Source organism: Pseudomonas sp. EA_35y_Pfl2_R111 (assembly GCF_963970955.1).
Taxonomy (GTDB): domain Bacteria; phylum Pseudomonadota; class Gammaproteobacteria; order Pseudomonadales; family Pseudomonadaceae; genus Aquipseudomonas.
The window spans coordinates 1,778,873-1,804,977 of the sequence record NZ_CAXAOM010000001.1; the positions used below are offsets into that span (position 1 = coordinate 1,778,873).

The 26,105-nt window shown below is 60.8% G+C and carries 21 protein-coding genes; 13 read left to right on the plus strand and 8 right to left on the minus strand.

Going from position 1 to position 26,105, the window contains the following annotated elements; all coding sequences use genetic code 11:
* Positions 1-8: 8 nt before the first annotated feature.
* The 7 genes from AACY25_RS08395 to AACY25_RS08425 all read right to left on the minus strand — a co-directional run bounded on the left by AACY25_RS08395 (position 9) and on the right by AACY25_RS08425 (position 9,132).
* Positions 9-905, minus strand: a complete 897-nt coding sequence (locus AACY25_RS08395; RefSeq protein WP_339523699.1) for a peptidoglycan DD-metalloendopeptidase family protein — start codon at positions 903-905, stop codon at positions 9-11.
* A gap of 279 nt (positions 906-1,184) precedes the next feature.
* A complete protein-coding gene (locus tag AACY25_RS08400; RefSeq protein WP_339523700.1) occupies positions 1,185-2,096 on the minus strand; it encodes a response regulator in 912 nt (303 codons plus the stop codon).
* Between the two features lie 133 nt (positions 2,097-2,229).
* On the minus strand, positions 2,230-2,961 hold the full coding sequence (gene phoU, locus AACY25_RS08405; protein ID WP_339409123.1) for a phosphate signaling complex protein PhoU: 732 nt from the start codon (positions 2,959-2,961) through the stop codon (positions 2,230-2,232).
* Positions 2,962-3,103: 142 nt separating this feature from the next.
* Positions 3,104-3,937 carry a phosphate ABC transporter ATP-binding protein PstB gene (gene pstB, locus AACY25_RS08410; protein ID WP_339409124.1) on the minus strand — a complete coding sequence of 278 codons (834 nt, stop codon included), beginning with the start codon at positions 3,935-3,937 and terminating at the stop codon, positions 3,104-3,106.
* Between the two features lie 65 nt (positions 3,938-4,002).
* Complete coding sequence (gene pstA / locus AACY25_RS08415; protein ID WP_339523702.1) at positions 4,003-5,679, minus strand: phosphate ABC transporter permease PstA; 1,677 nt, start codon at positions 5,677-5,679, stop codon at positions 4,003-4,005.
* A gap of 15 nt (positions 5,680-5,694) precedes the next feature.
* Complete coding sequence (locus AACY25_RS08420) at positions 5,695-7,980, minus strand: phosphate ABC transporter permease (protein ID WP_339523703.1); 2,286 nt, start codon at positions 7,978-7,980, stop codon at positions 5,695-5,697.
* Between the two features lie 180 nt (positions 7,981-8,160).
* Positions 8,161-9,132, minus strand: coding sequence for a PstS family phosphate ABC transporter substrate-binding protein (locus AACY25_RS08425; protein ID WP_339409127.1), 972 nt, complete (start codon positions 9,130-9,132; stop codon positions 8,161-8,163).
* A gap of 310 nt (positions 9,133-9,442) precedes the next feature.
* Here AACY25_RS08425 and AACY25_RS08430 point away from each other — a divergent pair, with 310 nt between their 5' ends.
* The gene (locus AACY25_RS08430) at positions 9,443-9,844 is read left to right on the plus strand and encodes an acyl-CoA thioesterase (protein WP_339409128.1); all 402 of its coding nucleotides are present in this window, start codon (positions 9,443-9,445) and stop codon (positions 9,842-9,844) included.
* A gap of 65 nt (positions 9,845-9,909) precedes the next feature.
* Here AACY25_RS08430 and AACY25_RS08435 read toward each other — a convergent pair whose 3' ends face one another.
* Positions 9,910-11,010: a TRAP transporter substrate-binding protein gene (locus tag AACY25_RS08435; protein WP_339523704.1), complete on the minus strand. Its 1,101-nt coding sequence runs from the start codon at positions 11,008-11,010 to the stop codon at positions 9,910-9,912.
* Positions 11,011-11,206: 196 nt separating this feature from the next.
* Here AACY25_RS08435 and AACY25_RS08440 point away from each other — a divergent pair, with 196 nt between their 5' ends.
* From AACY25_RS08440 to tssH, 12 genes are all read left to right on the plus strand, one after another.
* Positions 11,207-11,752: a TRAP transporter small permease subunit gene (locus AACY25_RS08440; protein WP_339523705.1), complete on the plus strand. Its 546-nt coding sequence runs from the start codon at positions 11,207-11,209 to the stop codon at positions 11,750-11,752.
* A complete protein-coding gene (locus AACY25_RS08445) occupies positions 11,745-13,121 on the plus strand; it encodes a TRAP transporter large permease (protein ID WP_339523707.1) in 1,377 nt (458 codons plus the stop codon). Before AACY25_RS08440 ends, AACY25_RS08445 begins: the two co-directional genes overlap by 8 nt.
* A 104-nt stretch (positions 13,122-13,225) precedes the next feature.
* Positions 13,226-14,131 (plus strand): D-hexose-6-phosphate mutarotase, encoded by a 906-nt coding sequence (locus AACY25_RS08450; RefSeq protein ID WP_339523709.1) that lies wholly within the window; start codon positions 13,226-13,228, stop codon positions 14,129-14,131.
* 468 nt (positions 14,132-14,599) lie between these two features.
* The gene (gene tssA, locus AACY25_RS08455; protein ID WP_339523711.1) at positions 14,600-16,162 is read left to right on the plus strand and encodes a type VI secretion system protein TssA; all 1,563 of its coding nucleotides are present in this window, start codon (positions 14,600-14,602) and stop codon (positions 16,160-16,162) included.
* Positions 16,163-16,195: 33 nt separating this feature from the next.
* Positions 16,196-16,702, plus strand: a complete 507-nt coding sequence (tssB, locus tag AACY25_RS08460; protein ID WP_090379617.1) for a type VI secretion system contractile sheath small subunit — start codon at positions 16,196-16,198, stop codon at positions 16,700-16,702.
* A 24-nt stretch (positions 16,703-16,726) separates the two neighbouring features.
* The gene (tssC, locus tag AACY25_RS08465; RefSeq protein WP_108489172.1) at positions 16,727-18,202 is read left to right on the plus strand and encodes a type VI secretion system contractile sheath large subunit; all 1,476 of its coding nucleotides are present in this window, start codon (positions 16,727-16,729) and stop codon (positions 18,200-18,202) included.
* Positions 18,203-18,210: 8 nt separating this feature from the next.
* Positions 18,211-18,618, plus strand: a complete 408-nt coding sequence (gene tssE / locus AACY25_RS08470; RefSeq protein WP_339409138.1) for a type VI secretion system baseplate subunit TssE — start codon at positions 18,211-18,213, stop codon at positions 18,616-18,618.
* 9 nt (positions 18,619-18,627) lie between these two features.
* Positions 18,628-20,163, plus strand: a complete 1,536-nt coding sequence (locus AACY25_RS08475) for a PAAR domain-containing protein (RefSeq protein WP_339523712.1) — start codon at positions 18,628-18,630, stop codon at positions 20,161-20,163.
* Complete coding sequence (locus AACY25_RS08480; protein WP_339523714.1) at positions 20,156-20,542, plus strand: hypothetical protein; 387 nt, start codon at positions 20,156-20,158, stop codon at positions 20,540-20,542. The genes AACY25_RS08475 and AACY25_RS08480 overlap by 8 nt, the downstream gene beginning before the upstream one ends.
* Positions 20,543-20,568: 26 nt before the next feature.
* The gene (gene tssF / locus AACY25_RS08485) at positions 20,569-22,359 is read left to right on the plus strand and encodes a type VI secretion system baseplate subunit TssF (protein WP_160013785.1); all 1,791 of its coding nucleotides are present in this window, start codon (positions 20,569-20,571) and stop codon (positions 22,357-22,359) included.
* A 76-nt stretch (positions 22,360-22,435) separates the two neighbouring features.
* Entirely contained in the window at positions 22,436-23,473 is a 1,038-nt protein-coding gene (gene tssG / locus AACY25_RS08490) for a type VI secretion system baseplate subunit TssG (protein ID WP_339523716.1), read from the plus strand.
* A gap of 11 nt (positions 23,474-23,484) precedes the next feature.
* A complete protein-coding gene (tssH, locus tag AACY25_RS08495; protein WP_339523718.1) occupies positions 23,485-26,100 on the plus strand; it encodes a type VI secretion system ATPase TssH in 2,616 nt (871 codons plus the stop codon).
* Positions 26,101-26,105 lie beyond the last annotated feature (5 nt).

Genomic DNA, 26,105 nt, shown 5'->3' on the forward strand with positions numbered 1-26,105 from the left:
GCCCCTACCTATTCCCCACCCACTGCAAAGTTGGGCAGGCTGTTGACCGGCTGGGCGAAATTGAAGGGAATCGATTCAAGCGCCAGGCCGACATTGCGCTGCACCACGAAGTGCAGGTGCGGGCCGGTGCTGTTGCCGGTATTGCCGGAGCGCGCGAGCATGCTGCCAGCGTTGATGCGAGTGCCTTCCCTGACTGCAACCGAGCCCTTCATCAGGTGCAGATAAACGCCCATGGTGCCGTCGTCGTGCAAGACGCGCACATAGTTGCCGGACGGGTTGTTGCCGCGACCGCTTTGCTGATTCTCGGTTTTCACCACGATACCACCGCGCGCCGCAACGATTGGCGTGCCTTCGGGCATGGCGATATCCATGGCGTAGCGGCCTTTCGGAGTGAAGTGACTGTACTTGCCGTTGGCGCCCTGCGTCAGGCGGAACGGGCCACCACGCCACGGCAGCGGGTAGCTCTTCTGCGTCGGCAGCAAGCGCGGATCACCCATGGCGTAGCGCAACTTGGGGGTGTAGCGCATGGGCTTGCTGGCATCACGTGGGGCCAGGGTAGCGAGGCGGATATTGCTACGCGGCGGCAGCACCCAGCTGATCGGCTTGTTCGGCACACCGGTGACATTGTCAGTGGCCTCCAGGCGCAGCTCAATCTGCACGGGGGCAAACAGGTCGTTACGCACCAATAGGGTTTCACCGGCTTCGTGCTTTTTGGTTTCCAGCTTTACCTGGTTATCCAGGCGCTCGACCATGCGGTCGCGAAACACGAACACCTGCGCACCGGGCGCGGCCTGGTCGGTATAGGTGACCACACCATTAGCATCGGTGTACTTATAAATAGTCAACGCCGCTGCCTGGCCGGCAAGGGTCAACAAACTGCAGAGAAGTATCAGACGCCCTAGCATAACGACTCGGATCTTATGGTTTGTCTGTCCGGATCGTTGAGATTAGCAGCGCTACCGCCTGCGCGCGAGGTAACGAGGGCCAGGCTGTGAACCGGCTCACCGCCATCGGTCGGTATGGCTTGCCAGATTCCCACCTTTTATTGCATCAGGGCTGCAGCGACATACAACAGATAAAAATGACATGGAGTGATGATCAAGCTGACTTCGGCGGTGCGTCTGCCACCGCTCGTCAGGCTCCGTCGCTAAGCGCCTCAACCTAATCTGTGCACTCAAGCCAACCTATGCGCCGGGGCTGAAATGCTTCTGCGCCGTACCCCGGGCGATCAGCCGGGAGATGTAGTCGAGCTTCTGCGGGTCGCGGTCAACAAATCTGAAGGTCAGTTGCAGCCACTCGCTGTCCGGTTTTGGCTCGAAGGCCGCAACGGCATGCAAGTAGCCATTAAGCCGTGCGGTTTCCGCCGCCTCGCCCTGTTCCAGATCGAGCACCGCGCTTTCCAGCACCTGCGGCAATACCTCCGTGCGTTTGACCACCAGCAGCGCTTCCTTGAGGCTCAGCGCTTTGATCACGCAAGACATGGTGGCACCGCCAGGCAAACGTAACTGGCCCTGGCCACGGCCGCTAGGCGCGCTGGCGGCAGGTGCTTTGGCGGCAGGTTTGCCAGCAAAGGCAGCAGCGGCTTGCACTGCCGGCCCTGCTGCGGGTTTGACCACATCGGCTTTGCCGCCGGTCAGGGCAGACAGCGAGTCATTGGCGAACGCGCCGCTGCTAAGCATTTTCGGCGGAGCACTGGACATCAGGGTCTGCAATTTGCCGGCACGGCTGAGGGCCTTCTTCACCTTGGTGGTCAGTTGCTCATTGGAGAATGGCTTGCCGATAAAGTCGGAAACGCCGGCCTGGATCGCCTGTACTACGTTTTCCTTGTCACCGCGACTGGTGACCATGATGAAGGGGACGATCTTCAGGCTGTCCTGCTCGCGGCACCAGGTGAGCAGCTCCAGGCCAGACATTTCCGGCATTTCCCAATCACAAAGAATCAGGTCAACCGGCTGGCGAGTCAGCATTTGCTGGGCTTTGCGCCCATTTACCGCTTCCTCGATCTGGATGCCTGGGAAGTGGTCGCGCAAACCCTTTTTTACCAAATCGCGGATAAAGGTTGCGTCGTCCACCACCAGCACACTGACTTTGCTCATCGGCCACTCCCGTTGTCATGGCCTTAAGCATAGTCACGGCTACTGGCCAAAGGCCAACCGAAATACCGCCTATATCAAGATCCGGGTATTTTTCTGCGCGGGCAGCGCCTCGGCACCGCCCGTGCAAAACGGTTCAGTTGCCTTTGTTGATGCCCTGCACTTCTTCCTGCATGCGGGTTAGACCGATGTGCTTCACATCGGTACCGCGCACCAGATAGATCACCAGTTCGGCGATATTGCGTGCGTGGTCGCCGATGCGCTCCAGGGAACGCAGGGCCCAGATGATGTTGAGCACGCGCGAGATCGAGCGTGGATCTTCCATCATAAAGGTCACCAGCTCACGCAGCGCGGTCTTGTATTCGCGGTCGACGGTCTTGTCGTACTGCGCCACCGACAACGCCAGGTCGGCATCGAAGCGAGCGAAGGCGTCCAGCGCCTCCTGCACCATCTTGCGCACCTGATCACCGATATGCCGCACTTCCACGTAGCCACGCGGCGCCTCGCCTTCCTCACACAGCAGGATGGCGCGCTTGGCGATCTTGGTGGCCTCGTCGCCGATGCGCTCAAGATCGATGACGGACTTGGAGATGCTGATGATCAAGCGCAGGTCAGACGCGGCCGGCTGGCGACGGGCAAGAATGCGTACGCACTCTTCGTCAATATTGCGCTCCATCTGATTGATCTGGTCATCGATCTCGCGCACCTGCTGAGCCAAGCCGGAGTCGGCATCGATCAACGCGGTAACCGCGTCGTTGACCTGCTTCTCAACCAGGCCACCCATGGCCAGCAAGTGGCTGCGCACCTCCTCCAGCTCGGCGTTGAATTGCTGGGAGATATGCTGAGTAAGGTTTTCTTTGTTGATCATGTGCAAACCCTTGAATTAACCGAAACGTCTCTGCATAGGATGGGCTTTGCCAGAGCGTGCCCGGCAAGGCGGCGAAGCGCAGACAGTACGATTTTGTACGGCAAGCTTCGCCAACGCCGCCCGGCGCGTTCTGGCATGGCCATCAGCCGTAGCGGCCGGTGATGTAGTCTTCTGTCTGTTTCTTCGCCGGGTTGGTGAACAGTGTGTCGGTGTCACCAAACTCGATCAGCTTGCCCATGTACATAAACGCTGTGTAATCCGACACACGCGCTGCCTGTTGCATGTTGTGGGTCACGATGACGATGGTGTACTTGGATTTCAGTTCGTAGATCAGCTCTTCAACTTTGAGCGTGGAAATCGGGTCAAGTGCCGAGCAAGGTTCGTCGAGCAACAGCACTTCCGGCTGGACCGCCACCGTACGGGCAATGATCAGGCGCTGCTGCTGACCGCCGGACAGGCCGAGTGCCGAGTCATGCAGGCGATCTTTCACTTCATCCCACAGCGCCGCGCTTTTCAGCGCCCATTCCACGGCTTCATCAAGCACGCGCTTCTGGTTGATGCCCTGGATGCGCAGACCATAGACCACGTTCTCATAGATGCTTTTGGGGAACGGGTTGGGCTTCTGGAATACCATGCCAACCCGGCGACGCAGCTCGGCAACGTCTTCACCCTTGCGGTAGATGTTCTTGCCGTCGAGGTTGATCTCACCTTCCACACGGCAGCCGTCGACCAGATCGTTCATCCGGTTGAAGGTGCGCAGCAGAGTGGATTTACCGCAACCGGACGGACCGATAAACGCGGTAACGCGCTGCTTGGGGATGGTCATTTGCACGTCGAACAACGCCTGCTTGTCGCCGTAATACAAATTCAGCCCGGGCACAGCGATAGCCACCTGCTCGTTGGCCATGCTCAAGCCCTGACGTTCGCGGCCTAACGCTGTCATGTCGATACCGTGTGTGTGTGCTTCGTGCTGCATGGGATGCTCCCTACGCTAACAATTCATTCAGGCCGCCCCGGCAGATACCGGGGCAACACAATAGATTAATGATCCAGCGCTTTGTATTTTTCGCGCAGGTGGTTACGGATATAAACCGCTGCCATATTCAGCACCACGATCACCAACACCAGCAGCAACGCTGTGGCGTATACCAGCGGCCTCGCGGCCTCGACGTTGGGGCTCTGGAAGCCGACGTCATAGATGTGGAAGCCCAGGTGCATGATCTTCTGATCGAGGTGCAGGTACGGGTAGTTGCCATCGAGCGGCAAGCTCGGGGCCAGCTTGACCACGCCCACCAGCATCAGCGGCGCCACTTCGCCAGCGGCGCGGGCCACGGCGAGGATCAGACCAGTCATCATCGCCGGACTGGCCATTGGCAACACCACGCGCCATAGCGTTTCTACCTTGGTTGCGCCGAGGGCCAGGGAGCCTTCACGCACGGCCCGTGGAATCCGTGCCAGACCTTCTTCGGTGGCGACGATGACCACCGGCAGGGTGAGGATCGCCAGGGTCAGCGAGGCCCAGAGCAGACCCGGCGTACCGAAGGTCGGCGCTGGCGCGGCTTCCGGGAAGAACATGCGATCCAGCGAGCCACCCAGCACGTAGACGAAGAAGCCCAGGCCAAACACGCCGTAAACGATGGCAGGCACACCTGCCAGGTTGTTCACCGCAATACGGATCACCCGGGTCAGCGGGCCCTGCTTGGCGTACTCACGCAGGTAAATGGCCGCCACCACGCCGAATGGGGTGACGATCACGGCCATGATCAGGGTCATCATCACGGTGCCGAAAATCGCCGGGAAGATGCCACCCTCGGTGTTGGCTTCACGCGGGTCGTCGCTGACGAACTCCCACAGCTTGGCGAAGTAGAAGCCCAGCTTGTCGAGCGTATCCATGGCGTTGGGCTGGAAGGCCCGTACCACCTTACCCAGGCTGATGGTCACTTCGCGGCCATCAACTGTCTTGAGCGTGACACTGTCGCGGTTGAACGCCTGGTTGAGGGCGATCAGCTCGGTTTCCAGCACCTTGTACTCGGCATCCCACTGCGCGCGCTCGGCATCCAGCTCAGCCTGGGCGACGTCGTCCAGCTTGCCCTGCAGCTCCAGTTTGCGGGTTTGCAGGCGAATGCGCTCGAGACCGGCGTTGATCCGGCCGATGTCTTTCTTCTCCAGGCGCACCAAATTCTTATGCAGCTGCTCCACGCGCTCAATGCGTTCCTGCACCGCAGGCCAGCTGGCATCGCCTTCTGCAACCAGTTCGCCAGCTTCCTTGACGTTGACCAGGTAACCGTAGAAGTTGCCCCACTCGCGGCGCTCCAGCGCCGTGAGATTTTCTGGCGTGCGCAGGTTGCTCAGCCACTCACCGACCACCCAGGTGAAGTCCGCGCCATACACATCGCGATTACCCACCTTGAACAGTTCGCGGGTCATAAATTCGCCGCCTTCGGCCTGCACCGGCAAGCCGGAAGCGGCCAGACGCGCACGCGGCACTTCTTCGATCTGGGTGACCTCACCGGCCATCACACGGGCTTCCTGACCAGGGATCTGGTAGTCGGCCTCAACGATATCTGCCGGCCAGAAGTGGCCGAGGCCGCGCACGGCAATCACCATCATCAGACCCAGGGTCATGATCACCGCGATCGACACCGCGCCGGCATTCATCCAGATCCACGGCGTACCGCTCTTGAACCAGGTTTTCAGGTTGTTCTGTTTCACGGACATATACCTTCCCAGACCTTAGAGCGAGGCGTACTTGACGCGCAGACGCTGGCGCACCAGCTCTGCCAGGGTGTTCATGACAAAGGTGAAGCCGAGTAGCACCAGCGCCGAGAGGAACAGCACGCGGTAGTGGGTACCACCCACTTCCGATTCGGGCATTTCCACCGCCACGTTGGCGGCTAAGGTGCGCAGACCTTCGAAGATGTTCATGTCCATGATCGCGGTGTTGCCGGTGGCCATCAGCACGATCATGGTTTCGCCCACGGCACGGCCCATGCCGATCATCACCGCCGAGAAGATGCCTGGGCTGGCGGTGAGGATCACCACACGCGTCAGGGTCTGCCACGGCGTAGCACCAAGGGCCAGGGAGCCAAACGTCAGGCTCTTCGGCACGCTGAACACGGCGTCTTCGGCAATCGAATAGATGGTCGGGATGACCGCGAAGCCCATGGCCAGGCCGACCACCAGGGCGTTGCGCTGGTCAAATGGAATCCCTAAGTCATTGCTCAGCCACATGCGCATATTGCCGTCGAACAGCCAGTTCTCCACATGGCCACTCATGGCCAACGACACATAGCCAACCAGCAGAATCACCGGGATCAGCATCGCCGACTCCCAGCCATCCGGCACGCTCAGGCGGATCGATTCCGGCAGGCGGCTCCACAAGTAGCCGGCCAGCAGAATGCCGATCGGGGTAAAGATCAGCAGGCTGAAGATACCCGGCAGGTGACCTTCCACATAGGGCGCGAGGAACAGGCCGGCGAAGAAGCCGAGGATCACCGTCGGCAGCGCTTCCATCAGTTCGATCACCGGCTTGACCTTGCGGCGCAGCGCCGGGGCCATGAAATAGGCGGTATAGAGCGCGGCAGCAATGGCCAGCGGCGCGGCCAGGAGCATGGCGTAGAACGCAGCTTTCAGGGTACCGAAGGCCAACGGCGCAAGGCTCAGCTTGGGTTCGTTGTCGGTGCTGGCCGAGGTGGACTGCCAGACATGGCCCGGTGCGTCGTAGTTCTCGTACCAGACCTTGCCCCACAGCGAACTCCAGGAGATTTCCGGATGCGGGTTGTCGATGATCAAACGCTGCAGCTGGCCATCGCTCTCCACCAGCAGGCGGTTGGCCCGTGGCGAAAGAGCAGCTAGCGCTTGACCGTCGGCTACTGGTTCGACCAGCAGGGTGCGGTGCGCAGTGCTGTGGAAGATACCCAGATTGCCTTTGGCGTCCAGGGCGTAGAAGCCTTTGCGGCGTTCTTCCGGGAGAATCTGCACGATCGGACTGTCAGCCAGCTGGAAGCTACGGATCGACTTCAGCACGGCCTTGCCGTCCGCTTCGCGCACCATAAACCACTGGGCGATACCGCCGCTGCTGTTGCCGATCATCAGCGAGATACCGCCGAGCAGCGAGGTGGCGTTACTGACTTCCAGCTTGCCGTCTTCCAGCAGCTTGTAACGACCGTTCAGGCTGTTGCTGCGCATGTCGAACACATCGGCGGTAGCGCGGCCGTTGACCACATACAGCCACAGGTGACGTGGATCGATGATCAGCGCCTTGATCGGCTCGGCGATCTGCGGCAAAGCGACGCGCTCTTCGCTGAGCGTCACCTCACCAGTCATCAAGTTTTCTTCGCGGCCCAGGCTAAGCACGTGCAGCTCGGTGCCGGTGGAGCCGGCCAGCATCAGCGTGCCGCTATTCAAGCTGACGCCCATGTGATCGAGCTCGCGACCCTGAGGGTCGAGTTCGATCGGCGCTTCACCGAACGGATACTCAATGCTCGGCGTGATGGTTTGCACATCATTCGGGTAGCTGAGCTTGTAGACGTGCTGGAACACCAGCACCTGGCCGTTGGACAGGCCGAGGGCTACGCGGTTGCTGCCGGGCTGATCCTGGCCGACCGAAGCAATCCGCACCTCCGCCGGGATCGGCAGCTGCACACTGCTCAGCGGCTGCATCTTCTTCGCATCGAAGAACTGCACCTTGCCGCTCTGGTCCAGGCGCATGGCCATTTGATTCTGTTCTTCCAGAGTCAGCAGCAGTGGCGCGGCAGCCTCACTCAACCACGCAACCTGCACCGGCTTGCGAGTGTCCAGACTGGCACCCTGGAACATCGGCAGCACCACGTAGGCCAAGTAGAAGAAGATCAGGGTGATGGCGCCGAGTACGGCCATACCACCGATGGATACCGCCCAGCGGGCGAAACGATCTTTCAGCGCGCGGATACGCCGCTTGCGCTGCAGGGCCGGAGTGTTGAAGTCCAGCCCGAGAGATTTGGAGGTGGCGGTCATGGTTTCACTAGCCAAGTCATTCATAGGTAAGAGCGTCTCTGCGCAGCCATGAGCGCGCCATAGTGATTTCTGTCGCTATACGAGGCGCTAACTCTAGCCGCCCTATGTGACAGAAAAGTTACAGCGCTTTGACAAAGCAACGCCCGCCTCTCGTGAACGAAGGCGGGCGTGCGACTTACTGAGGCGTCCTTGCCTATACCGGGATTACTCCAGGCCCAGCTCCTTCAGGGTTTTCGCAGCCACTTTGCTCGGCAGCGGGATGTATCCGTCTTTCACCACTACTTCCTGGCCTTGCTTGGACAGCACCAGCTTGACGAACTCGGCGTCCAGCGGGCTCAGCGGCTTGTTCGGTGCCTTATTGACGTATACGTAGAAGAAGCGAGCCAGCGGGAACTTGCCAGCCAGGGCGTTTTCTTCGTTGGCGTCAAAAGCTTCGCCGCCCTTCTTCGACAGAGGAACAGTCTTCACGCTGGAAGTCTTGTAGCCGATGCCCGAGTAACCGATGGCGTTGATGGTGCTGGAGATCGACTGCACCACGGAAGCCGAACCCGGCTGCTCGTTGACGTTAGCCTTGTAATCGCCTTTGCACAGAGCTTCTTCTTTGAAGTAACCGTAAGTGCCGGATACCGAGTTACGACCGAACAGCTGGATCGGCTTGGCAGCCCACTCGCCGGTCATGCCCAGGTCACCCCAGGTTTTAATATCGGTAGCGCCACCGCACAGGCGGGTGCTGGAGAAGATCGCGTCAACCTGAGCCATGTCGAGGCTCTTGATTGGGTTGTCTTTGTGTACGAATACCGCCAGGGCGTCGATGGCCACCGGCACGGCAGTCGGCTTGTAGCCGTATTTCTCTTCGAACGCCTGGATCTCAGCATCCTTCATCGCACGGCTCATCGGGCCCATGCTGGCGGTGCCTTCAGTCAGAGCGGGTGGCGCAGTGGAAGAGCCGGCGGCCTGGATCTGGATGTTGACGTTCGGGTATTCCTTTTTGAACTCTTCAGCCCACAGGGTCATCAGGTTGGCCAGGGAGTCGGAACCGACGCTGGACAGGTTGCCCGATACGCCGGAGGTCTTGGTGTAGCTCGGCAGAGCCGGATCGACAGCAGCAACCGCAGTGGCCGTAGCCACGCCAGCGGCGACAAAAGTCATGGCCGCCATCAAACGCTTAAGTTTCATGCCTTACTCCTAGCAGACTAGTGTTGGATTGAACGGGGCCAAGTATCTGTAGGCCGCATGACGACTGTATGTAAGCAATGTGACAGTTAGATGAACGCTGTCGAAGTTTTGCCGCAGTCGATAAATAGCTGAGCAGAACCCGTCGGCCAAGTGCCATGGTCGCCCTGCGACTGCCGAGTCGCTATACTCGCTGCGCCCGCACTCCCGCGGGCCTGCTGGGCCAACCCGCGATAGCCGCAGAGCCTGACTCGCCGCCACCGCCAAGCCCCGCACCGCGCCAATAACAACAACCGCGCCGCGAGCCTATCCGATGCACGATTTCGAACAGGAAGACCCCATTCCGCAAGGCGACCTGGCTTTGCAGATCACCGCGCTGCCGCGTGAAACCAACGGTTTTGGCGATATCTACGGCGGCTGGCTGGTATCACAGATGGACCTGGCCGGCACGGCCATGGCTAGCAAGGTAGCCGGCGGGCGCGTAGCCACCGTGGCCATTGATCGCATGGCGTTTCTGGTGCCGGTAGCGGTTGGCGCGCAACTGTCCTTCTATACGCAAACCGTGGAAGTGGGCCGTAGCTCGATCCAGATGCTGGTCGAAGTGTGGAGCGACGATCCGCTGTCCAGCGAATGGCGCAAGGTCACCGAAGCGGTATTCGTCTTCGTCGCCATCGACGGCAGCGGCCGTACGCGCTCGGTACCGGCGCGCCGTTAACGGCAACACTGCCGAAACGAAAACGCCGGCTATTAGCCGGCGTTTTGCTGTGCGCTACGAAGTAATCAGCCGCGAATGTTGTAGATGTCCTTTTCGTTCAGCTCGGCGTATTCGTACAGACGCTGCAGATAAGCCTTCTGCTGAGCCCACACCTTGCTTGCCACCGGATCGGCTGCAGCGCTGGTGTCGACCACCTCGGCCGCCACTTCCTTGAGCTTGGCCAGCACTTCGTCCGGCAGACGGCGTACTTCCACGCCCTCACCCTTGAGCTGCTCCAGGGCTTCCATGTTCTTCGCGTTGTAGTCGTCGAGCATGTCGCCGTTCACATCGCGAGCGGCGGCGCGGACGATGGCTTGCAGGTCGGCTGGCAGGGTTTCCCACGCCTTGATGTTGATATCCAGCTCGAAGGTTACGTTCGGCTCTTGCCAGCCCGGGGTGTAGTAGTACTTGGCGGCTTTGTGCAGGCCCAGGGCCTGGTCGTTGTATGGGCCGATCCACTCGGTGGCGTCGATGGCGCCGGTCTGCAGCGCGGTGAAGATTTCACCGGCCGGCATGTTGACCACAGTGCCACCCATTTTGGTCAGCACTTCGCCGCCCAGGCCTGGGGTGCGCATCTTCAGGCCTTGGAAGTCCTCAACCGAGTTGATTTCCTTGTTGAACCAGCCGGCAGTCTGCACGCCAGTGGAGCCACAGGCCATCGGCAGCACGCCGAACGGCTTGTAGACCTCTTCCCAGAGCTCGATACCGCCACCGCGGTGCAGCCAGGCGTTCATTTCCTGGGCATTGGGACCGAACGGCGAAGCACAGAAGAACTGCGCGGCCGGCACTTTGCCTTTCCAGTAGTACGGAGCACCGTGGCCCATTTCCGCGGTGCCGCGACTGACGGCATCGAATACTTCCAGCGCAGGCACCAGCTCGCCGGCGGCGTAGACCTTGACCTTCAAGCGGCCATTGCTCATTTCATCAACCAGCTTGGCGAAGCGCTCGGCACCGACGCCTACGCCGGGGAAGTTCTTCGGCCAGGAGGTAACCATTTTCCAGTTGAAGGTTTGGCTGCTCGCGCCTTCTTGGGGCTTACCAGCGGTTTCAGCCTTGTCTTTGCAGCCGGCCAGGGCCGTGGCTGCCAGGCCTACACCTGCTGCTGCGAGAATTTGACGACGTTTCATGCAAAGCTCCTTTATTGTTGTAGTGGTCTGACCACAGGATCACTGCGGACCCACCGCGCCTGAGTAACATAGGGGTAAGTGACTCTCAAGCCTAGCGGATACGACTAAAGTTGTAGTGCCATTGCCGCATGCGTACGGGCCTGCCTAGAATCGCCGGCCTACCTGCCCACAAAGCCCATAACCATAAGGACTCATAATGTCCGATAAGCCTCCTATCTTGCTCGGCCTTGCTCATCTGATCGATTCATTCAACGCCCGTTTCGGTAAAGCCTGCGCCTGGCTGACCCTGTTTCTGGTGCTTGGCACCGCCATCGTGGTGATCCTGCGTTACGGTTTCGGCATCGGCGCTACCGCCCTGCAGGAAGCCGTGCTGTATGGCCACGCGTTGGTATTTATGGGGGCCGCCGCCTGGGTGTTGCAACGCAACGGCCACGTGCGCGTCGACATCTTCTACCAGAAGTTCAGCGCCAAACGTAAAGCCTTGGTCGACAGCCTCGGCACCCTGTTGTTTCTGCTGCCGGTGTGCCTGTTTCTCGGCTGGGCCAGCTGGGATTACGTCAGCAATTCCTGGGCAACTCTGGAAGGCTCCAGCGAGTCGGGCGGCCTGAAATTCGTCTACCTGCAGAAGAGCATCATCCTGGTACTGGTGGTCAGCCTGGTCTTACAAGGAATCTCCGACTTGATCAAATTCGCCAATATCCTCACCGGCCGCCTGCAAGGCGAGGAGGTGAACCATGGCTGAGTTGATGGCGATTCTGCTGTTTATCAGCATCTGCGCGGCCCTGATGGCCGGCTACCCGGTGGCCTTCACCTTGGGCGGTGTATCGCTGCTATTTGCCGGTATCGGCATTCTTACCGGCACCTTCGATGGCGGCTACCTGAGCGCCCTGCCCAACCGCCTGTTCGGCATCATGAACAACCAGACCATGCTGGCGGTGCCGCTGTTCGTGTTTATGGGGGTGATGCTGGAGAAATCCAGGGTCGCCGAAGACCTGCTGGAGTCCATGTCGCGGCTGTTCGGCACCTTGCGTGGCGGTCTAGCGATTTCGGTGTGCGTGGTCGGCGCGCTGCTCGCCGCATCCACCGGTATCGTTGGCGCCACCGTGGTGACCATGGGCCTGCTGGCCCTGCCGACCATGCTGCGTCGCGGTTATGACCCAGCGATTGCCACCGGCACCCTGGCCGCCACCGGCACTTTGGGGCAGATTATTCCGCCATCCATCGTGCTGGTGCTGCTGGGTGACGTGATGTCTAGCGCCTACCAACAGGCGCAACTGAAGATGGGCATCTTCTCGCCGAAGACCGTCTCGGTCGGTGACCTGTTCGTCGGTGCGCTGATCCCCGGTTTGCTGCTGGTAGGCATGTACATCCTCTACATCATCGGCGTGGCGATCCTGCAACCGAAGAAGCTACCCGCCTTGCCGCAGGAAGAGCTCGGGCCGATTGAATGGGGCAAGCTGATCAACGCCCTGGTGCCACCGCTGCTATTGATCGGCGCGGTACTCGGCTCGATCCTCGCCGGCTACGCCACTCCGACCGAAGCCGCTGCACTCGGCGCCCTGGGCGCCATGCTGCTGGCCTTCTACAAGGGCAAGCTGAACTTCGGCCAGCTGCGCCAAGTGGCCTACGGCACCACCGAAATCAGCGCCATGGTGTTCCTCATCCTGATCGGCGCCTCGCTGTTCTCTCTGGTGTTCCGCGGTTTCGGCGGCGAAGCAATGATCGAGGACATTTTTGCCCAGTTGCCTGGTGGCGTGCTTGGCGCGTTCTTCCTGGTGATGGTGGTGATCTTCCTGCTCGGTTTTATCCTCGACTTTATCGAGATCACCTTTGTGGTGGTGCCGATTGTCGGCCCGGTATTGCTGGCCATGGGGTTGGACCCGGTTTGGCTGGGCGTAATGATCGCGCTCAATCTGCAGACGTCCTTCCTTACCCCACCGTTTGGTTTCGCGCTGTTCTACCTACGCGGCGTCACTCCCGCATCGGTGCCCACCAGCACCATCTATAAAGGTGTGCTGCCGTTTATCCTGATCCAGATTCTGCTGCTGGTGATTGCCTACCAGTTCCCGGGACTGATCACCTGGCTGCCGGAACAGATCTACGGCAAGTAACGCCTGACACCAGCCACAAAACGCCCGTCACTGACGGGCGTTTTGCTTTCTACACACAAGCTGGGCTCCAATAGCTTTTTATTCTTCCTTCCGGGAGCACACCAATGGCCAGAACCCACGTTGAACGCCTTGAGCTGGACGAGCTGACCTGCTGGCGCGCACGCGTTGGTGCACGCGTGCTGCTGATCAGTCAGCAAGGCGCACAGATTCTCAGTTACCAGGAAGATGACCAGCCACCGCTGATCTGGCTCAGCGAGCAAGCCGCCTATAAGCGCGGCCAAAGCGTGCGCGGCGGCGTGCCGGTGTGCTGGCCCTGGTTCGGCGGCCTGCAACGCAACCCACAGGTGGTGCAGGCCATGCACCTGCAGCCAGATACCGCGCCCGCCCATGGTCTGGTGCGCAGCCTCGACTGGCAACTGCAAGGCATCGACAGCCGTGATGACGGCGTCCACCTAGAGTTCGTCTACAACAGCGCCACTCAACCATTGCCCGACTGGCCCCACGCCGCCGAACTGCGTTTATCCATTCGTCTGAATGAGCGCCTGCATATCCAGCTGAGCAGCCGCAACCTGGGCGACACACCGCTGGCGATCAGCCAGGCGCTGCACAGCTACTTTGCCGTCAGCGATATCCATCACGTGGCGGTCGAAGGCCTGCACGGCTGCCGCTATATCGAAACCCTGGAAGATTGGCAGCAACGCCAGCAGAATGGCCCGCTGCAGTTCAGCGGCGAGACCGATCGCATCTACCTCGATACACCGGCACAACTGAGTATCCTCGACCACGCCTGGCAACGGCGCATCCAGCTGCACAGCAGCGGCTCGAATTCGGCCGTGCTGTGGAATCCCTGGGTCGACAAAGCCCAGCGGCTCTCGCAATTCGCCGCCGATGCGTGGCCCGGCATGCTGTGTATCGAGCACGCCAACGTGCTGGATGACATCCGTGTACTGGCGGCAGGCGAACAACATCAGCTCGATTTGACCCTCTGGGCAGACCCCTTAAGCGACTAACCGACCAACGGTTGCTTGTCTCTCATCGTCGAGCCCGATCGGGCTCGGCCGCCGATAAGCCGTCACACGCCAATCCAGCAAAACCCGCACTGCGTCACACTTAATTGCCGCAGTGGCACAACTTTTGTGACGTGCCACTAATTTGCCAGTAAGCCATTTCTTACATATAGAGCGGCATATCCCTACATCAACTTCATGATTAATTTACTTGTGCATTAGTTCTCACATTTTTCAGGAACTATCGTCCCAGTTATTAATCGTCGAATATCGCCCACTGTTACATATTTCACACTTTCACTGGTTGTCCGACACTGTTGATGCGGCTAGGATGCCCACCTCACTAGGACGTGCGCAACTTGTTGCACATTCAAGTGCGCAACTTTTTGCGCACTTGTGGCGGCACAGGATGAACTTCAGAAGCCCCTCCGGTTTCTCGTAAGTTACCCGCAGCGATAATCGAGTCATGGAATGACCTATTCAAACAAACTCACTGCTCATTATTTAGAGCTGGCCAAACTTCCTATTAATGAAGGGAACTTTGCCGGTGATGACGTGCGTTATTCCAGCGAGTATGAAGTACTCGAAAACGAGCTGGGCAAGGCCACGGCGCTGCATGAAACGGCGGCGATTGACTGGCAAAAGGTTCGCGAAAACAGCGAGATATTGCTCAGCGCCCATTCCAAGGATTTACGCGTCGCCTCTTGGCTGATTTGGGGGCTTTACCAGCGCGAATCCTTCCCCGGCCTGCAGGCCGGTTTCAGTTTGCTGCACTACCTGTGCCTCAACCATTGGGCCGAGCTGCACCCACGCAAACCGCGCACCCGCGCCGCCGCTATCAGCTGGTTGATCCCACGCCTGGAACAGGCGCTGGCCGAGCACGTGCCGATTGGCGAACAACTGGCGCTGTTCCGCAGCCTGGCCGAACAACTGCGCGCCCTGGAAGCCTGCCTGGCCGAGCATCTGGGTGAAGACGCGCCGCTGCTGCTGCCGCTGTGCCGTCGCCTGGATGAACTGGTCAAGCGTGCCAGCCAGGGTCAGCCAGAGCCCGGTTCCGTCGGCGCGGCGATTGCCCAGGTCAAGCAGGCCGCCAGCCAGATGCTTACGCCGGGCGCGCCTATCGAAAACGAGAAAGAAGCGCACAAGAGCCTGCGCAGCCTGCAAGACCAGGCCCGACCGCTCTGTGCCTACTGGCTCAAGCAGAAGGCCAGCGACCTACGCGCCCTGCGCCTGGCTCGCACCCTGCTCTGGCTGCCTATCGATGGCCTGCCGGAGCGCAACGCCGAACAGATCACCGCCCTGCGCGGCCTGCCGACGGACAAGCTGACCAGCTATCAGGAGCGCTACCAGAACGGCCAATACGCCGATCTGCTGGTCGATCTGGAAGCCAGCATCGCCCGCGCGCCCTTCTGGCTCGACGGCCAGCACCTGGTCTGGCAATGCCTGCATGAGCTGGATGCCGAACAGGCTATGCGTGAAGTGGAAATTCAGCTGGCGCTGTTTATGCAGCGCATGAGCGGCCTGGAAGAACTGCGCTTTCACGATGGCAGCGCCTTTGCCGATGCGCAGACCCGCGCCTGGCTCAGCTCCCATGTGATGCCGCATGTACAAGCCCCAGTCAGCGAAAACACGCCCGTCGCCACCGACGGCAACGCACTGCCAGCCTGGGATATCGCCCTGCAGGAAACTCTGCCCAAGCTGCGCAAGGACGGCCTGAAATCCGCCGTGCAGCAACTCAAGCTCGGCCTGGCCAAGGCGCGCGGCGGCCGCGAACGCTTCTTCTGGCAGCTGACCCTGGCGCGCCTGTGCTACAGCGCGAAGAAATACGAACTGGCCAAGACCCAACTCGAATCGCTCGACCAGACGCTACAGGCCACCGGCCTCGGCGACTGGGAACCCGATCTCGCCCTGGACGTACTGCGCATGCTGCACAGCTGTTGTGAGCTGTTGCCGCAGAACCACGCGGTGCGTGAAAGCAAGGAAGAGATCTACCGCAGGTTGTGCCACCTCGATCTTGAAGTGGTACTGGACTAGGCCCTCGGGCCATAACCGTAACGGAGAATGACCATGGCCAAAGAAGGCTCGGTAGCCCCCAAGGAACGCATCAACGTCACTTTCAAACCCGCCACCGGCGGTGCTCAGGAAGAGATCGAACTGCCACTGAAACTGATGGTTCTGGGTGACTTCACCCAGCGCGCCGACGATCGCAAGATCGAAGACCGCAAGCCGATCAGCATCGACAAAAACAGCTTCGACGAAGTGCTGGCCAAGCAGGAACTCAACCTAACCTTCGCCGTGCCTAACCGTCTGCAGGACGATGCTGAAGGCGACGACATGGCCGTGCAGCTGCGCATCAACTCGATGAAGGACTTCAACCCAGCCAATGTGGTCGACCAGGTCCCTGAGCTGAAAAAGCTGATGGAACTGCGCGACGCCCTGGTGGCTTTGAAAGGCCCACTGGGCAATGCCCCGGCCTTCCGCAAAGCCATCGAAAGCGTGCTGGCTGACGACGACTCGCGTGACCGCGTACTCGGCGAACTCGGCCTGGCTGCCCAAGGCAAGCTGGACTCCTGATTCAATTAACAAGGAAGCTAATTCATGAGCACTAGTGCAGCAGTAGAAAGCGGTCGCAGCGCCGCCGACCTCGGCATCCTCGATCGCATCATTGCCGAGACCAAACTGACTCCAGACGACGAAGCCTATGACATCGCCAAGCGTGGCGTGTCGGCCTTTATCGAAGAGTTGCTGAAGCCGCAGAACGAAAATGAGCCGGTGAAAAAGGCCATGGTCGACCGCATGATCGCGGAGATCGACGCCAAGCTCAGCCGGCAGATGGACGAAATCCTCCACAACGCTGAATTCCAGGCGCTGGAATCCTCCTGGCGCGGCCTCAAGCTGCTGGTGGATCGCACCAACTTCCGCGAAAACATCAAGCTGGAGATCATCAACGCCTCCAAGCAGGATCTGCTCGATGACTTCGAAGACAGCCCTGAAATCACCCAGTCCGGCCTGTACAAGCACATCTACACCGCCGAATACGGCCAGTTCGGTGGCCAGCCGGTCGGCGCGCTGATCGCCAACTACTTCTTCGACCCGAGCGCTCCGGACGTCAAGACGCTGCAATACGTTGCCAGTGTCGCCAGCATGTCCCACGCGCCGTTTATCGCTGCTGCCGGCCCGAAATTCTTCGGTCTGGAAAGCTTCACCGGCCTGCCGGACCTGAAGGATCTTAAGGATCACTTCGAAGGCCCACAGTTCGCCAAATGGCAGAGCTTCCGCGAACAGGAAGATGCTCGCTACGTCGGCCTCACCGTACCGCGCTTCCTGCTGCGCAACCCGTATGACCCGGAAGACAACCCGGTGAAGACCTTCGTCTACAAAGAGAACGTCGCCAACAGCCACGAGCATTACCTGTGGGGCAACACCGCCTACACCTTCGCTTCCAAGCTGACCGACAGCTTCGCCAAGTTCCGCTGGTGCCCGAACATCATCGGCCCGCAGAGCGGTGGCGCGGTAGAAGACCTGCCGCTGCACCATTTCGAAAGCATGGGCGAGATCGAAACCAAGATCCCGACCGAAGTGCTGGTCTCCGACCGTCGTGAATACGAGCTGGCCGAAGAAGGCTTTATTGCCCTGACCATGCGCAAAGGCAGCGACAACGCCGCGTTCTTCTCCGCCAACTCGGCGCAGAAGCCGAAGTTCTTCGGCATCAGCGAAGAAGGCAAGACCGCTGAACTGAACTACAAGCTCGGCACCCAGTTGCCGTACATGTTCATCATCAACCGTCTGGCCCACTACCTGAAAGTGCTGCAGCGCGAGCAGATCGGCGCCTGGAAAGAGCGCACCGACCTGGAACTGGAACTCAACAAGTGGATCCGCCAGTTTGTCGCCGACCAGGAAAACCCGAGCTCCGAAGTGCGTAGCCGTCGTCCGCTGCGCGCCGCTCAGGTGATCGTCAGTGATGTTGATGGTGAGCCGGGCTGGTACCGCGTTAGCCTCAACGTGCGTCCGCACTTCAAGTACATGGGTGCCGATTTCACCCTGTCGCTCGTCGGCAAGCTGGACAAGGAATAAGCATCCTTATGTCAGGTTACGGAAGCCTATTCGAACGCCTCGGCGGTGAAGCCAGCCAGCGTGCTGGCTGGAGCCGCGAGGTTGCCGCCATGGCGTCGGTGGCTACCCACCTGGCGAAAATGCTCAGCACCCGGGCGGGCAGCGTGCAAACGCTGCCCGACTACGGGTTGCCCGATCTCAACGATATGCGCCTGTCGCTGCACGATTCGCTGCAGCAGGCGCGTATCGCTATCGAACGCTTTATCGAAGCGTACGAACCGCGTTTAAGCGAAGTGCGGGTGATTTCCCTGCCCCGCGACAACAACCCGCTGAGCCTGGCCTTTGCCATCGAAGGCCTGCTGGAAGTGGACGGATTTAAACGCCAAGTCAGTTTCTCCGCGCGCCTGGATGGCAGCGGACAGGTCAAGGTCAATTAAGGAGAGCCCATGTCCGGTAAACCCGCCGCCCGCGTCAGCGACCCCACTGCCTGCCCGATTCCAGGCCACGGCACCAATCCGATTGTCGCCGGCTCCCCCGACGTACTGTTCGACAGCCTGCCCGCGGCGCGCATGGGCGACCCCACCGGCTGCGGCAGCTCACTGGCCAGCGCAGTCATCCCCACCGTGCTGATCAACAACAAGCCAGCCACCGTGCTCGGCACCGTGGGCAACCATGGCAATCCGGTTATCGCGGGTTCGGGGACGGTGCTGATCGGTACCAGTGGCGGCGGCGCTGCCGTCAGCCCCGTTGCAGCCCTGACGATGGCAGCGGTTGCTGCGCCGAAAGCCGCATCCGGCGGTGGCGGTGGCGGTGGCGGTGGCGGTAAATCCTCCGCAGCCGCGGCGAGCACAACCCCGGTAGCTGCCGCGACTGCCAGCCAGGCGAATAACGCCAAGCAGGAGGCCATTGAGCTGGACTACCGCCTCAAGCTCAAGTCGGGCGGCAACCATTTGCTGACCCCACTGGAAATCCCTGACTACGACGAACTCGCTGGCGCGACGACGAAGAACCAGGAAAGCATTGATTTCCTCGTCGACAACCGCAAGCAAGCGGCGGACAGCCTGACCTTGGAAGTCTTCGACGGCAGCACACTTCTCTATTCCGAGTCGGATACCTCTGCATTGCTACCTGCAGGCAAACATCCGTGGCAGTGGGACGGCTACGACATGGCCGGGGTACTGGATACCCAAGTGCTGAAGAGCCCGAACCTCTGTATCCGCCTGACCGCTCATAAAGGCGGTCAGCGCCAGATCGCCGAGCTGCGCCTGGACAACTCGGCGGAAGAAATCGACTGGGTCGACGCCCGCATCGACCGCAACGCCAAGACAGTCGAGATCACCGTTCGGCCGAGTTTTTCCGATGGCGGCGTGTCAGGCAAGGACGCCAAGCTGACGGCGAAAACCTTTACCCAACTCAAGGCCATGGCCAAGGCCGGTATCGAACGCTACTGGTCGCGTAATGGCAGTCGTGCGCCAGGTATAGGCCCAGCAATCCAAACAGCCAAGGGCGCCTACAAAGTGACAGTGGTGGCAGACGTGAACGTCGAGCCAAGCGCCAAGAACTTTCCCTTGATCGAGGCGCTCGATGCCGACTTCGGCCGCTCCACCAGCTTTGCCATGTTCAAGAAGATCTATCACAACCAGGGTTTCTGGAGCGCCGCGAGATACCCGGCGGACTTCGCCGACGGCGATTTTGAGCACACTGCCGCCCATGAAGTGGGTCATCTAATCCTTAACGAATACGGCGACGGCGGGCTGGTCCCGGAATACTCCTGGAGCCACAAGAAAACCTCCACAGTGCTGACCCAATCCCCGCTGGAAAACCACCCAGTGCCGGGCAGCGGGGAAATTGATGTGATGCATTACCACTCCGACTACCCCAGTGGCCCATCTGGATACCAGAATTTCTGGAGCCGCTCCGTTGCCTCGGAACAAGACGTCAAGGGCTTGCTGTGGCTAACGCGGGTGCAGTTCGATGACTAAGCCATTTGCTCTGCTCTGCTTCCTCGTTCTCGGAGGTTGCACCGCGCAATCGAAAACGGTGTTTATTGCCGACTTCGAGAACGCCTGCGCCTACCCGGTAAACATCACCACCCACGAATACTCCAATGCCAAAGAACCTTTCGTACAGGACCAACTCCTGGCGCCGGGTGAAGTCACCGAAGTGCTGTCCTATATCTCCTTCGACGACGAGCTGCAGAACAGTTTCCCGGACACCTATCGCCTCAATATCGCCGCGAATGGCCGCTCCCACTCACTGGACAAGCCACGTTTCCTAGCCCTCCTCGAACGCTCGCACCACGAGCGCCGAGGCAACGCTATATACAACTGGAGAATCAGCGACACGACTCTGTGTCCATGATCAACGCCCACGGATGAGCACCTTGAATGTCTTTTAACCACTACTACCAGAGCGAACTCACCGCCCTGCGCCAACTCGGCAAGCGGTTTGCTGAGCGCAGCCCGGCGTTGGCGCCGTTTCTTGGGCAGAGCGGGCGCGACCCGGATGTCGAGCGGCTGCTGGAAGGTTTCGCCTTTCTTACCGGACGTCTGCGGCAGAAGCTTGATGACGAGCTGCCGGAGCTGACCCATTCGCTGATGCACCTGCTGTGGCCGAACTATATGCGCCCGCTGCCGGCGTTCAGCATGTTGCAGTTCGACCCACTCAAACGCTCGGGCGGTGCCTTGCTGGTGCCACGCCATACACCTGTGGAATCCAAGCCGATCCAGGGCGTGACCTGCCGTTTTCGCACCGCCTTTGCCACCGAGGTGCTACCACTGGCACTGAATGGCCTGGACTACTCGATCAAGGGCGCTGGTGCGATGCTCAGCCTGCGCCTCGGCATGACCGCTGACGGCCACCTTGGCGAACTCAACCTCAAGCAGTTGCGCCTACACCTGGCTGGCGAGCGCTATATCAGCCAGCTGTTGTACCTCAGCCTGTTGCGCCACCTTGGCGGTATACAGCTGGTGCTGCTCGATGCCGCGGGCAAACCACTGCAGGACACCCTCGGCCGTCCATTGGATGCCTTGAGCCTACCCAGCAGCAATGTCCAACCTGTCGGTTTTGCCGAAGATCAGGCGCTGATCCCCTACCCGCTGAATACCTTCCGCGGCTATCGCTACCTGCAGGAATACTTCGCCTTCCAGGACAAGTTCCTGTTTGTCGACCTGCTCGGCCTGGATGCGCTCAAGCGCGTCCCCGAAGACGTGCTCAAACAGGCGCGCGGCATCGAACTGCGTTTTGATATCCACAAGGCCGGCGTGCAACGTATCCGCCCGACCCTGGATAACGTGCGCCTGTACTGCACGCCTGTGGTCAACCTGTTCGCCCACGACGCCATCCCGATTCGTCTGGACGGCAAGCAGGATCAGTACCTGCTGCTGCCATCGGAGCTCGACTCCGAGCATTGCGGCGTGTTCTCGGTGGATCGCGTCACCGGCTGGAAGCCCGGCGGCAAGGGGTATGAAGAGTACGTGCCGTTCGAATCCTTCGAGCACGATGCCAGCTTTGACGTGCCCCTGGCGCGCCCGCACTACAGCGTGCGCCAGCAACCTTCGCTGCTTGGCGATGGCCTGGAAACCTACCTGAGCTTCGGACTGCGCAACCTCGATCAGCATGAAACGCTGTCCATCGAACTGACCTGCACCAACCAGAACCTGCCACGTCAGCTGGGCCTCGGTGATATCTGCATGCCCTGCGAGGACACCCCGGAGTTCCTCACCTTCCGCAATATCAGCGCGGTCACCCCGAGCTACGCGCCGCCGTTGCACCGCGACTTTCTGTGGAAGCTGATCAGCAATATGTCGCTGAACTACCTGTCGCTGGCCAACGTCGAGGCGCTCAAGGTAATTCTCGAAACCTACGACCTGCCGCGCTACTACGACCAGCACGCAGAGAAGGTCAGCAAGCGCCTGCTCGACGGCCTGAAAAGCATCAGCCACCAGCACGTCGACCGCCTGCATCGCGGCCTGCCGGTGCGTGGTGTACGCACGCAATTGACGATCAACCCCGAGGGTTATGTCGGCGAGGGTGACCTGTTCCTCTTCGCCACCGTACTCAATGAATTTTTCGCCCTGTATGCCAGCTTGAACTCGTACCACGAGCTGCGCGTACAGAGCACACAGGGAGAGGTGTACCAATGGACGCCGCGCATGGGGCTACAGCCCCTGCTATGAGACCCTGCGCAAAGGCATGCGAGCTAGAGCTAGGCAAGGCGCAGTCGGGCGAAGAAGCGCAGTTTACGAGGTGTAAATGAGCATTCTGAGTCCGACTGCAACGCCGCCTGGCCGACGCGCAGCAGACTTTGAGCCGGGTCTCACCCGGCTTAGCCAGGGCATCCGCGAGTACAGCCTGTTTCAGGGTGTGCAGCTGGTGCTGGAACGCTTGCACGCTGCTCATCCTGACCTGGATGAAGAAGCGCTGTATCAGCGACTGGAACTGCAGGCCAACCCGAGCATGGGGTTCCCCGGTAGCGATATCGATCGCGTGCAGTTCTTTGAAGAGCACGGCGAACTGCGCGCACGCATGCGCATCAACTTGGTCAGCCTGTTTGGCGCCGGCTCACCACTGCCAGCGTTCTACGGTGAGCAAGCGCTGGGCGACAGTGAAGATGGCAACCCGACCCGCGACTTCCTCGACCTGTTCAACAACCGCCTACAGCGCCTGTTGCTACCAACCTGGCAGAAGTACCGCTACCACTCGCGGTTCCAGAGCGGTGCGGTCGATGCGTTCTCCGCCCAGCTGTTTGCTCTGATCGGCCTGGGCGGCGAAACCATTCGCCAGGCTAAAGAGTTGAACTGGAAACGCCTGCTGCCCTACCTCGGTTTGCTCAGCCTGCGCGCTCACTCGGCGGCACTGATCGAGTCAGTGCTGCGCTACTACTTCAAGCACGCCGACCTGCATATCGAGCAGTGTCTGGAGCGCCAGGTGGAAATCCTCGGCGAGCAGCGCAACCGCCTGGGTCTGGCCAATAGCCAACTCGGCGAGAGCCTGGTGCTCGGCGAATTCGTGCGGGATCGCGGCGGCAAGTTCCGCATCCATGTACGCCAGCTGAACTGGGACCGCTTCCATGAATTTCTGCCCATCGGCAGCGGCTACCAACCGCTCTGTGCGCTGGTGCGCTTCACCCTGCGCGACCCGCTGGATTACGACATACGCCTGGAACTGCGCCAGGACGAAATACGCGAATTGCGCCTCGGCGCGGACAACCCCTGCCTGCTGGGCTGGACCACCTGGCTGGGGCGTGAAAACGCCGACGGCGTGGTCACCCTCGGCAGCAAAGCTCATTAAGGATTGATGAAATGATCAACGTCGATTTACAGCAACTGGTGCAAGCCCTCGACGCTGCCAGCAAACATGACCTGGAATGCGCCGCCGAACGTTGCGTAGTCCGTGGCGGCAGCAAGATTCTGGTGGAAGACCTGCTCCTCGGCCTGCTTGAGCGCCCGGAAGGCTTGCTGCCGCGCGCCCTGCAGGATGCCGAAGTGGACGCCGGCGAGCTGGCCCGCGCCCTGCAACCGCGTGGCGAACACAGCGAATCGCGCAACCCGGTGTTTGCCACCGAACTGGTGCAATGGCTGCAGGACGCCCTGCTGGTTGCCAGCCTGGAACTCGGCCAGAGCCAGGTCGATGAAGCCGCGCTGATCCTCGCCCTGCTGCGCAATCCGATGCGCTACGCCGGCAGCCACTACCAACCATTGCTGGCCAAGCTGAATGCCGAACGCCTGCGCGAATTCGCCATGGCTCAGCAGCCGCAAACCGCCGCAGGTAAACCCGCAACCGGTGGCGAATCGAACCTCTCGCGCTTTACCCACAACTTCACCCAGCAGGCGCGTGACGGCAAGCTCGACCCGGTGCTGTGCCGCGACGGCGCAATTCGCCAGATGATCGACATCCTCGCCCGCCGCCGCAAAAGCAACCCGATCGTGGTCGGCGAAGCCGGTGTCGGCAAAACCGCCATCGTCGAAGGCCTGGCCCTGCGTATTGCCGCTGGTGAAGTGCCGGCCGCGCTCAAGGGGGTCGAACTGCTGTGCCTGGACCTCGGCCTGCTGCAAGCCGGCGCCAGCGTCAAAGGCGAGTTCGAACGCCGCCTGCAGGGCGTGATCGATGAAGTCAAAGGCTCGCCCAAGCCGATCATCCTGTTTATCGATGAAGCCCACACCCTGATCGGTGCCGGCGGCCAGGCCGGCAGCGGCGACGCGGCCAACCTGCTCAAGCCCGCCCTGGCACGTGGCGAGCTGCGCACCATCGCCGCCACCACCTGGAGCGAATACAAGAAGTACTTCGAGAAGGACCCGGCCCTGGCCCGCCGCTTCCAGCTGGTGCAGCTGCATGAGCCGACAGTCGATGAAGCCGTGACCATCCTCCGGGGCCTGGCGCCTGTCTACGAGAAAAGCCACGGCATCTACCTGCGTGACGACGCCGTGGTCGCCGCCGCCGAGCTGTCCGCGCGCTATCTGGCCGGCCGGCAACTGCCGGACAAAGCCGTTGATGTACTCGACACCGCCTGCGCCCGTGTGCGCATCAGCCTGGCCGCCGCCCCGGAAGCGCTGGAGCGCTTGCGCGGCGAAATCGCCGAAGGTGAACGGCAGAGCGAGGCCATGGGCCGCGATATGCAAGCCGGCCTGCAGATCGACAGCGAAATCCTCGAACAGCTCGAAGCACGCCTGGGCCAGGCGCGCGCCGAGCTGGAGCAGATCGAAACCCGTTGGGCGGTGCAGCGTGAACTGGCCGAGCGCCTGCTGGAATTGCGCAAGCAATGCGCCAGCCTGCGCCACAACCCTAGCGACACCGAAGCCAAAGCTGAAGACAGTGACGGCCAGGCGGTGCAGCTGGAGCAACTGGAAGACGAACTGCGCGCCGTGCAAGCCGAGCTGGCTAGCGCCCAGGTGAATGAGCGCCTGGTCAGTTTCGAGGTCTGCCCGCGCCTGGTCGCCGAAGTGATCAGCCACTGGACCGGCGTACCACTGAGCCAGCTGGCCCGCGAGCACAACAGCAAGGTGCTGACCTTCGCCCGCGACCTCGGCCTGCGCGTACGCGGCCAGGAACAAGCCATCGCCGCGCTGGACCGCTCGATGCGCGCCACCGCCGCCGGCCTCAATCGCGCCGATGCGCCGGTCGGGGTATTCCTGCTGGTCGGCCCCAGCGGCGTCGGTAAAACCGAAACTGCGCTGGCCCTGGCCGATCTGCTGTACGGCGGCGAGCGCTTCCTCACCACCATCAACATGTCAGAGTTCCAGGAGAAGCACACCGTTTCCCGCCTGATCGGCGCACCACCCGGCTACGTCGGCTATGGCGAAGGCGGCATGCTCACCGAAGCCGTGCGGCAGAAGCCGTACTCGGTGGTGCTGCTTGATGAGGTGGAAAAAGCCGACCCGGACGTGATGAACGTCTTCTATCAGATCTTCGATAAAGGCGTGGCCAACGACGGTGAAGGCCGCGAGATCAACTTCCGCAACACCTTGATCCTGATGACCAGCAACTTGGCCAGCGAGCGTATCGCCAGCCTCTGCCAGAACGGCCAGCGCCCGGATGCGGAAGATTTGGAACAAGCGATTCGTCCGACCCTGACTCAGCACTTCAAGCCGGCGCTGCTTGGCCGCATGCGCGTGGTGCCGTACTACCCGATCAATGGCGAGGTGCTCAACGAGCTGGTCGGCCTCAAGCTGGAGCGCTTCACTGAGCGCCTGCAACGTCGCCAATTGCAGTTCAGCTACGCGCCTGCCCTGTTGGAGAATCTGGCCGAACGCTGCAGCCACAGCGACAGCGGCGCACGCCTGATCGATCACCTGATCGACCAACACCTGCAACCGCTGGTGGTCGACCGTCTGCTCGACGCCATGGCCAGCGGCGAAAGCCTGCAACGCGTGCACGCCACCCTGGACGGCGAAGGATCGGTGGTCTGTGAGTTCGCTTAACGTGT

What these genes read in the sequence shown, in the direction of transcription:
- AACY25_RS08395 (WP_339523699.1), bottom strand. Translation starts at nt 905, where the DNA reads ATGCTAGGGCGTCTGATACTTCTCTGCAGTTTGTTGACCCTTGCCGGC.
- AACY25_RS08400 (WP_339523700.1), bottom strand. Translation starts at nt 2,096, where the DNA reads ATGAGCAAAGTCAGTGTGCTGGTGGTGGACGACGCAACCTTTATCCGC.
- phoU (WP_339409123.1), bottom strand. Translation starts at nt 2,961, where the DNA reads ATGATCAACAAAGAAAACCTTACTCAGCATATCTCCCAGCAATTCAAC.
- pstB (WP_339409124.1), bottom strand. Translation starts at nt 3,937, where the DNA reads ATGCAGCACGAAGCACACACACACGGTATCGACATGACAGCGTTAGGC.
- pstA (WP_339523702.1), bottom strand. Translation starts at nt 5,679, where the DNA reads ATGTCCGTGAAACAGAACAACCTGAAAACCTGGTTCAAGAGCGGTACG.
- AACY25_RS08420 (WP_339523703.1), bottom strand. Translation starts at nt 7,980, where the DNA reads ATGAATGACTTGGCTAGTGAAACCATGACCGCCACCTCCAAATCTCTC.
- AACY25_RS08425 (WP_339409127.1), bottom strand. Translation starts at nt 9,132, where the DNA reads ATGAAACTTAAGCGTTTGATGGCGGCCATGACTTTTGTCGCCGCTGGC.
- AACY25_RS08430 (WP_339409128.1), top strand. Translation starts at nt 9,443, where the DNA reads ATGCACGATTTCGAACAGGAAGACCCCATTCCGCAAGGCGACCTGGCT.
- AACY25_RS08435 (WP_339523704.1), bottom strand. Translation starts at nt 11,010, where the DNA reads ATGAAACGTCGTCAAATTCTCGCAGCAGCAGGTGTAGGCCTGGCAGCC.
- AACY25_RS08440 (WP_339523705.1), top strand. Translation starts at nt 11,207, where the DNA reads ATGTCCGATAAGCCTCCTATCTTGCTCGGCCTTGCTCATCTGATCGAT.
- AACY25_RS08445 (WP_339523707.1), top strand. Translation starts at nt 11,745, where the DNA reads ATGGCTGAGTTGATGGCGATTCTGCTGTTTATCAGCATCTGCGCGGCC.
- AACY25_RS08450 (WP_339523709.1), top strand. Translation starts at nt 13,226, where the DNA reads ATGGCCAGAACCCACGTTGAACGCCTTGAGCTGGACGAGCTGACCTGC.
- tssA (WP_339523711.1), top strand. Translation starts at nt 14,600, where the DNA reads ATGACCTATTCAAACAAACTCACTGCTCATTATTTAGAGCTGGCCAAA.
- tssB (WP_090379617.1), top strand. Translation starts at nt 16,196, where the DNA reads ATGGCCAAAGAAGGCTCGGTAGCCCCCAAGGAACGCATCAACGTCACT.
- tssC (WP_108489172.1), top strand. Translation starts at nt 16,727, where the DNA reads ATGAGCACTAGTGCAGCAGTAGAAAGCGGTCGCAGCGCCGCCGACCTC.
- tssE (WP_339409138.1), top strand. Translation starts at nt 18,211, where the DNA reads ATGTCAGGTTACGGAAGCCTATTCGAACGCCTCGGCGGTGAAGCCAGC.
- AACY25_RS08475 (WP_339523712.1), top strand. Translation starts at nt 18,628, where the DNA reads ATGTCCGGTAAACCCGCCGCCCGCGTCAGCGACCCCACTGCCTGCCCG.
- AACY25_RS08480 (WP_339523714.1), top strand. Translation starts at nt 20,156, where the DNA reads ATGACTAAGCCATTTGCTCTGCTCTGCTTCCTCGTTCTCGGAGGTTGC.
- tssF (WP_160013785.1), top strand. Translation starts at nt 20,569, where the DNA reads ATGTCTTTTAACCACTACTACCAGAGCGAACTCACCGCCCTGCGCCAA.
- tssG (WP_339523716.1), top strand. Translation starts at nt 22,436, where the DNA reads ATGAGCATTCTGAGTCCGACTGCAACGCCGCCTGGCCGACGCGCAGCA.
- tssH (WP_339523718.1), top strand. Translation starts at nt 23,485, where the DNA reads ATGATCAACGTCGATTTACAGCAACTGGTGCAAGCCCTCGACGCTGCC.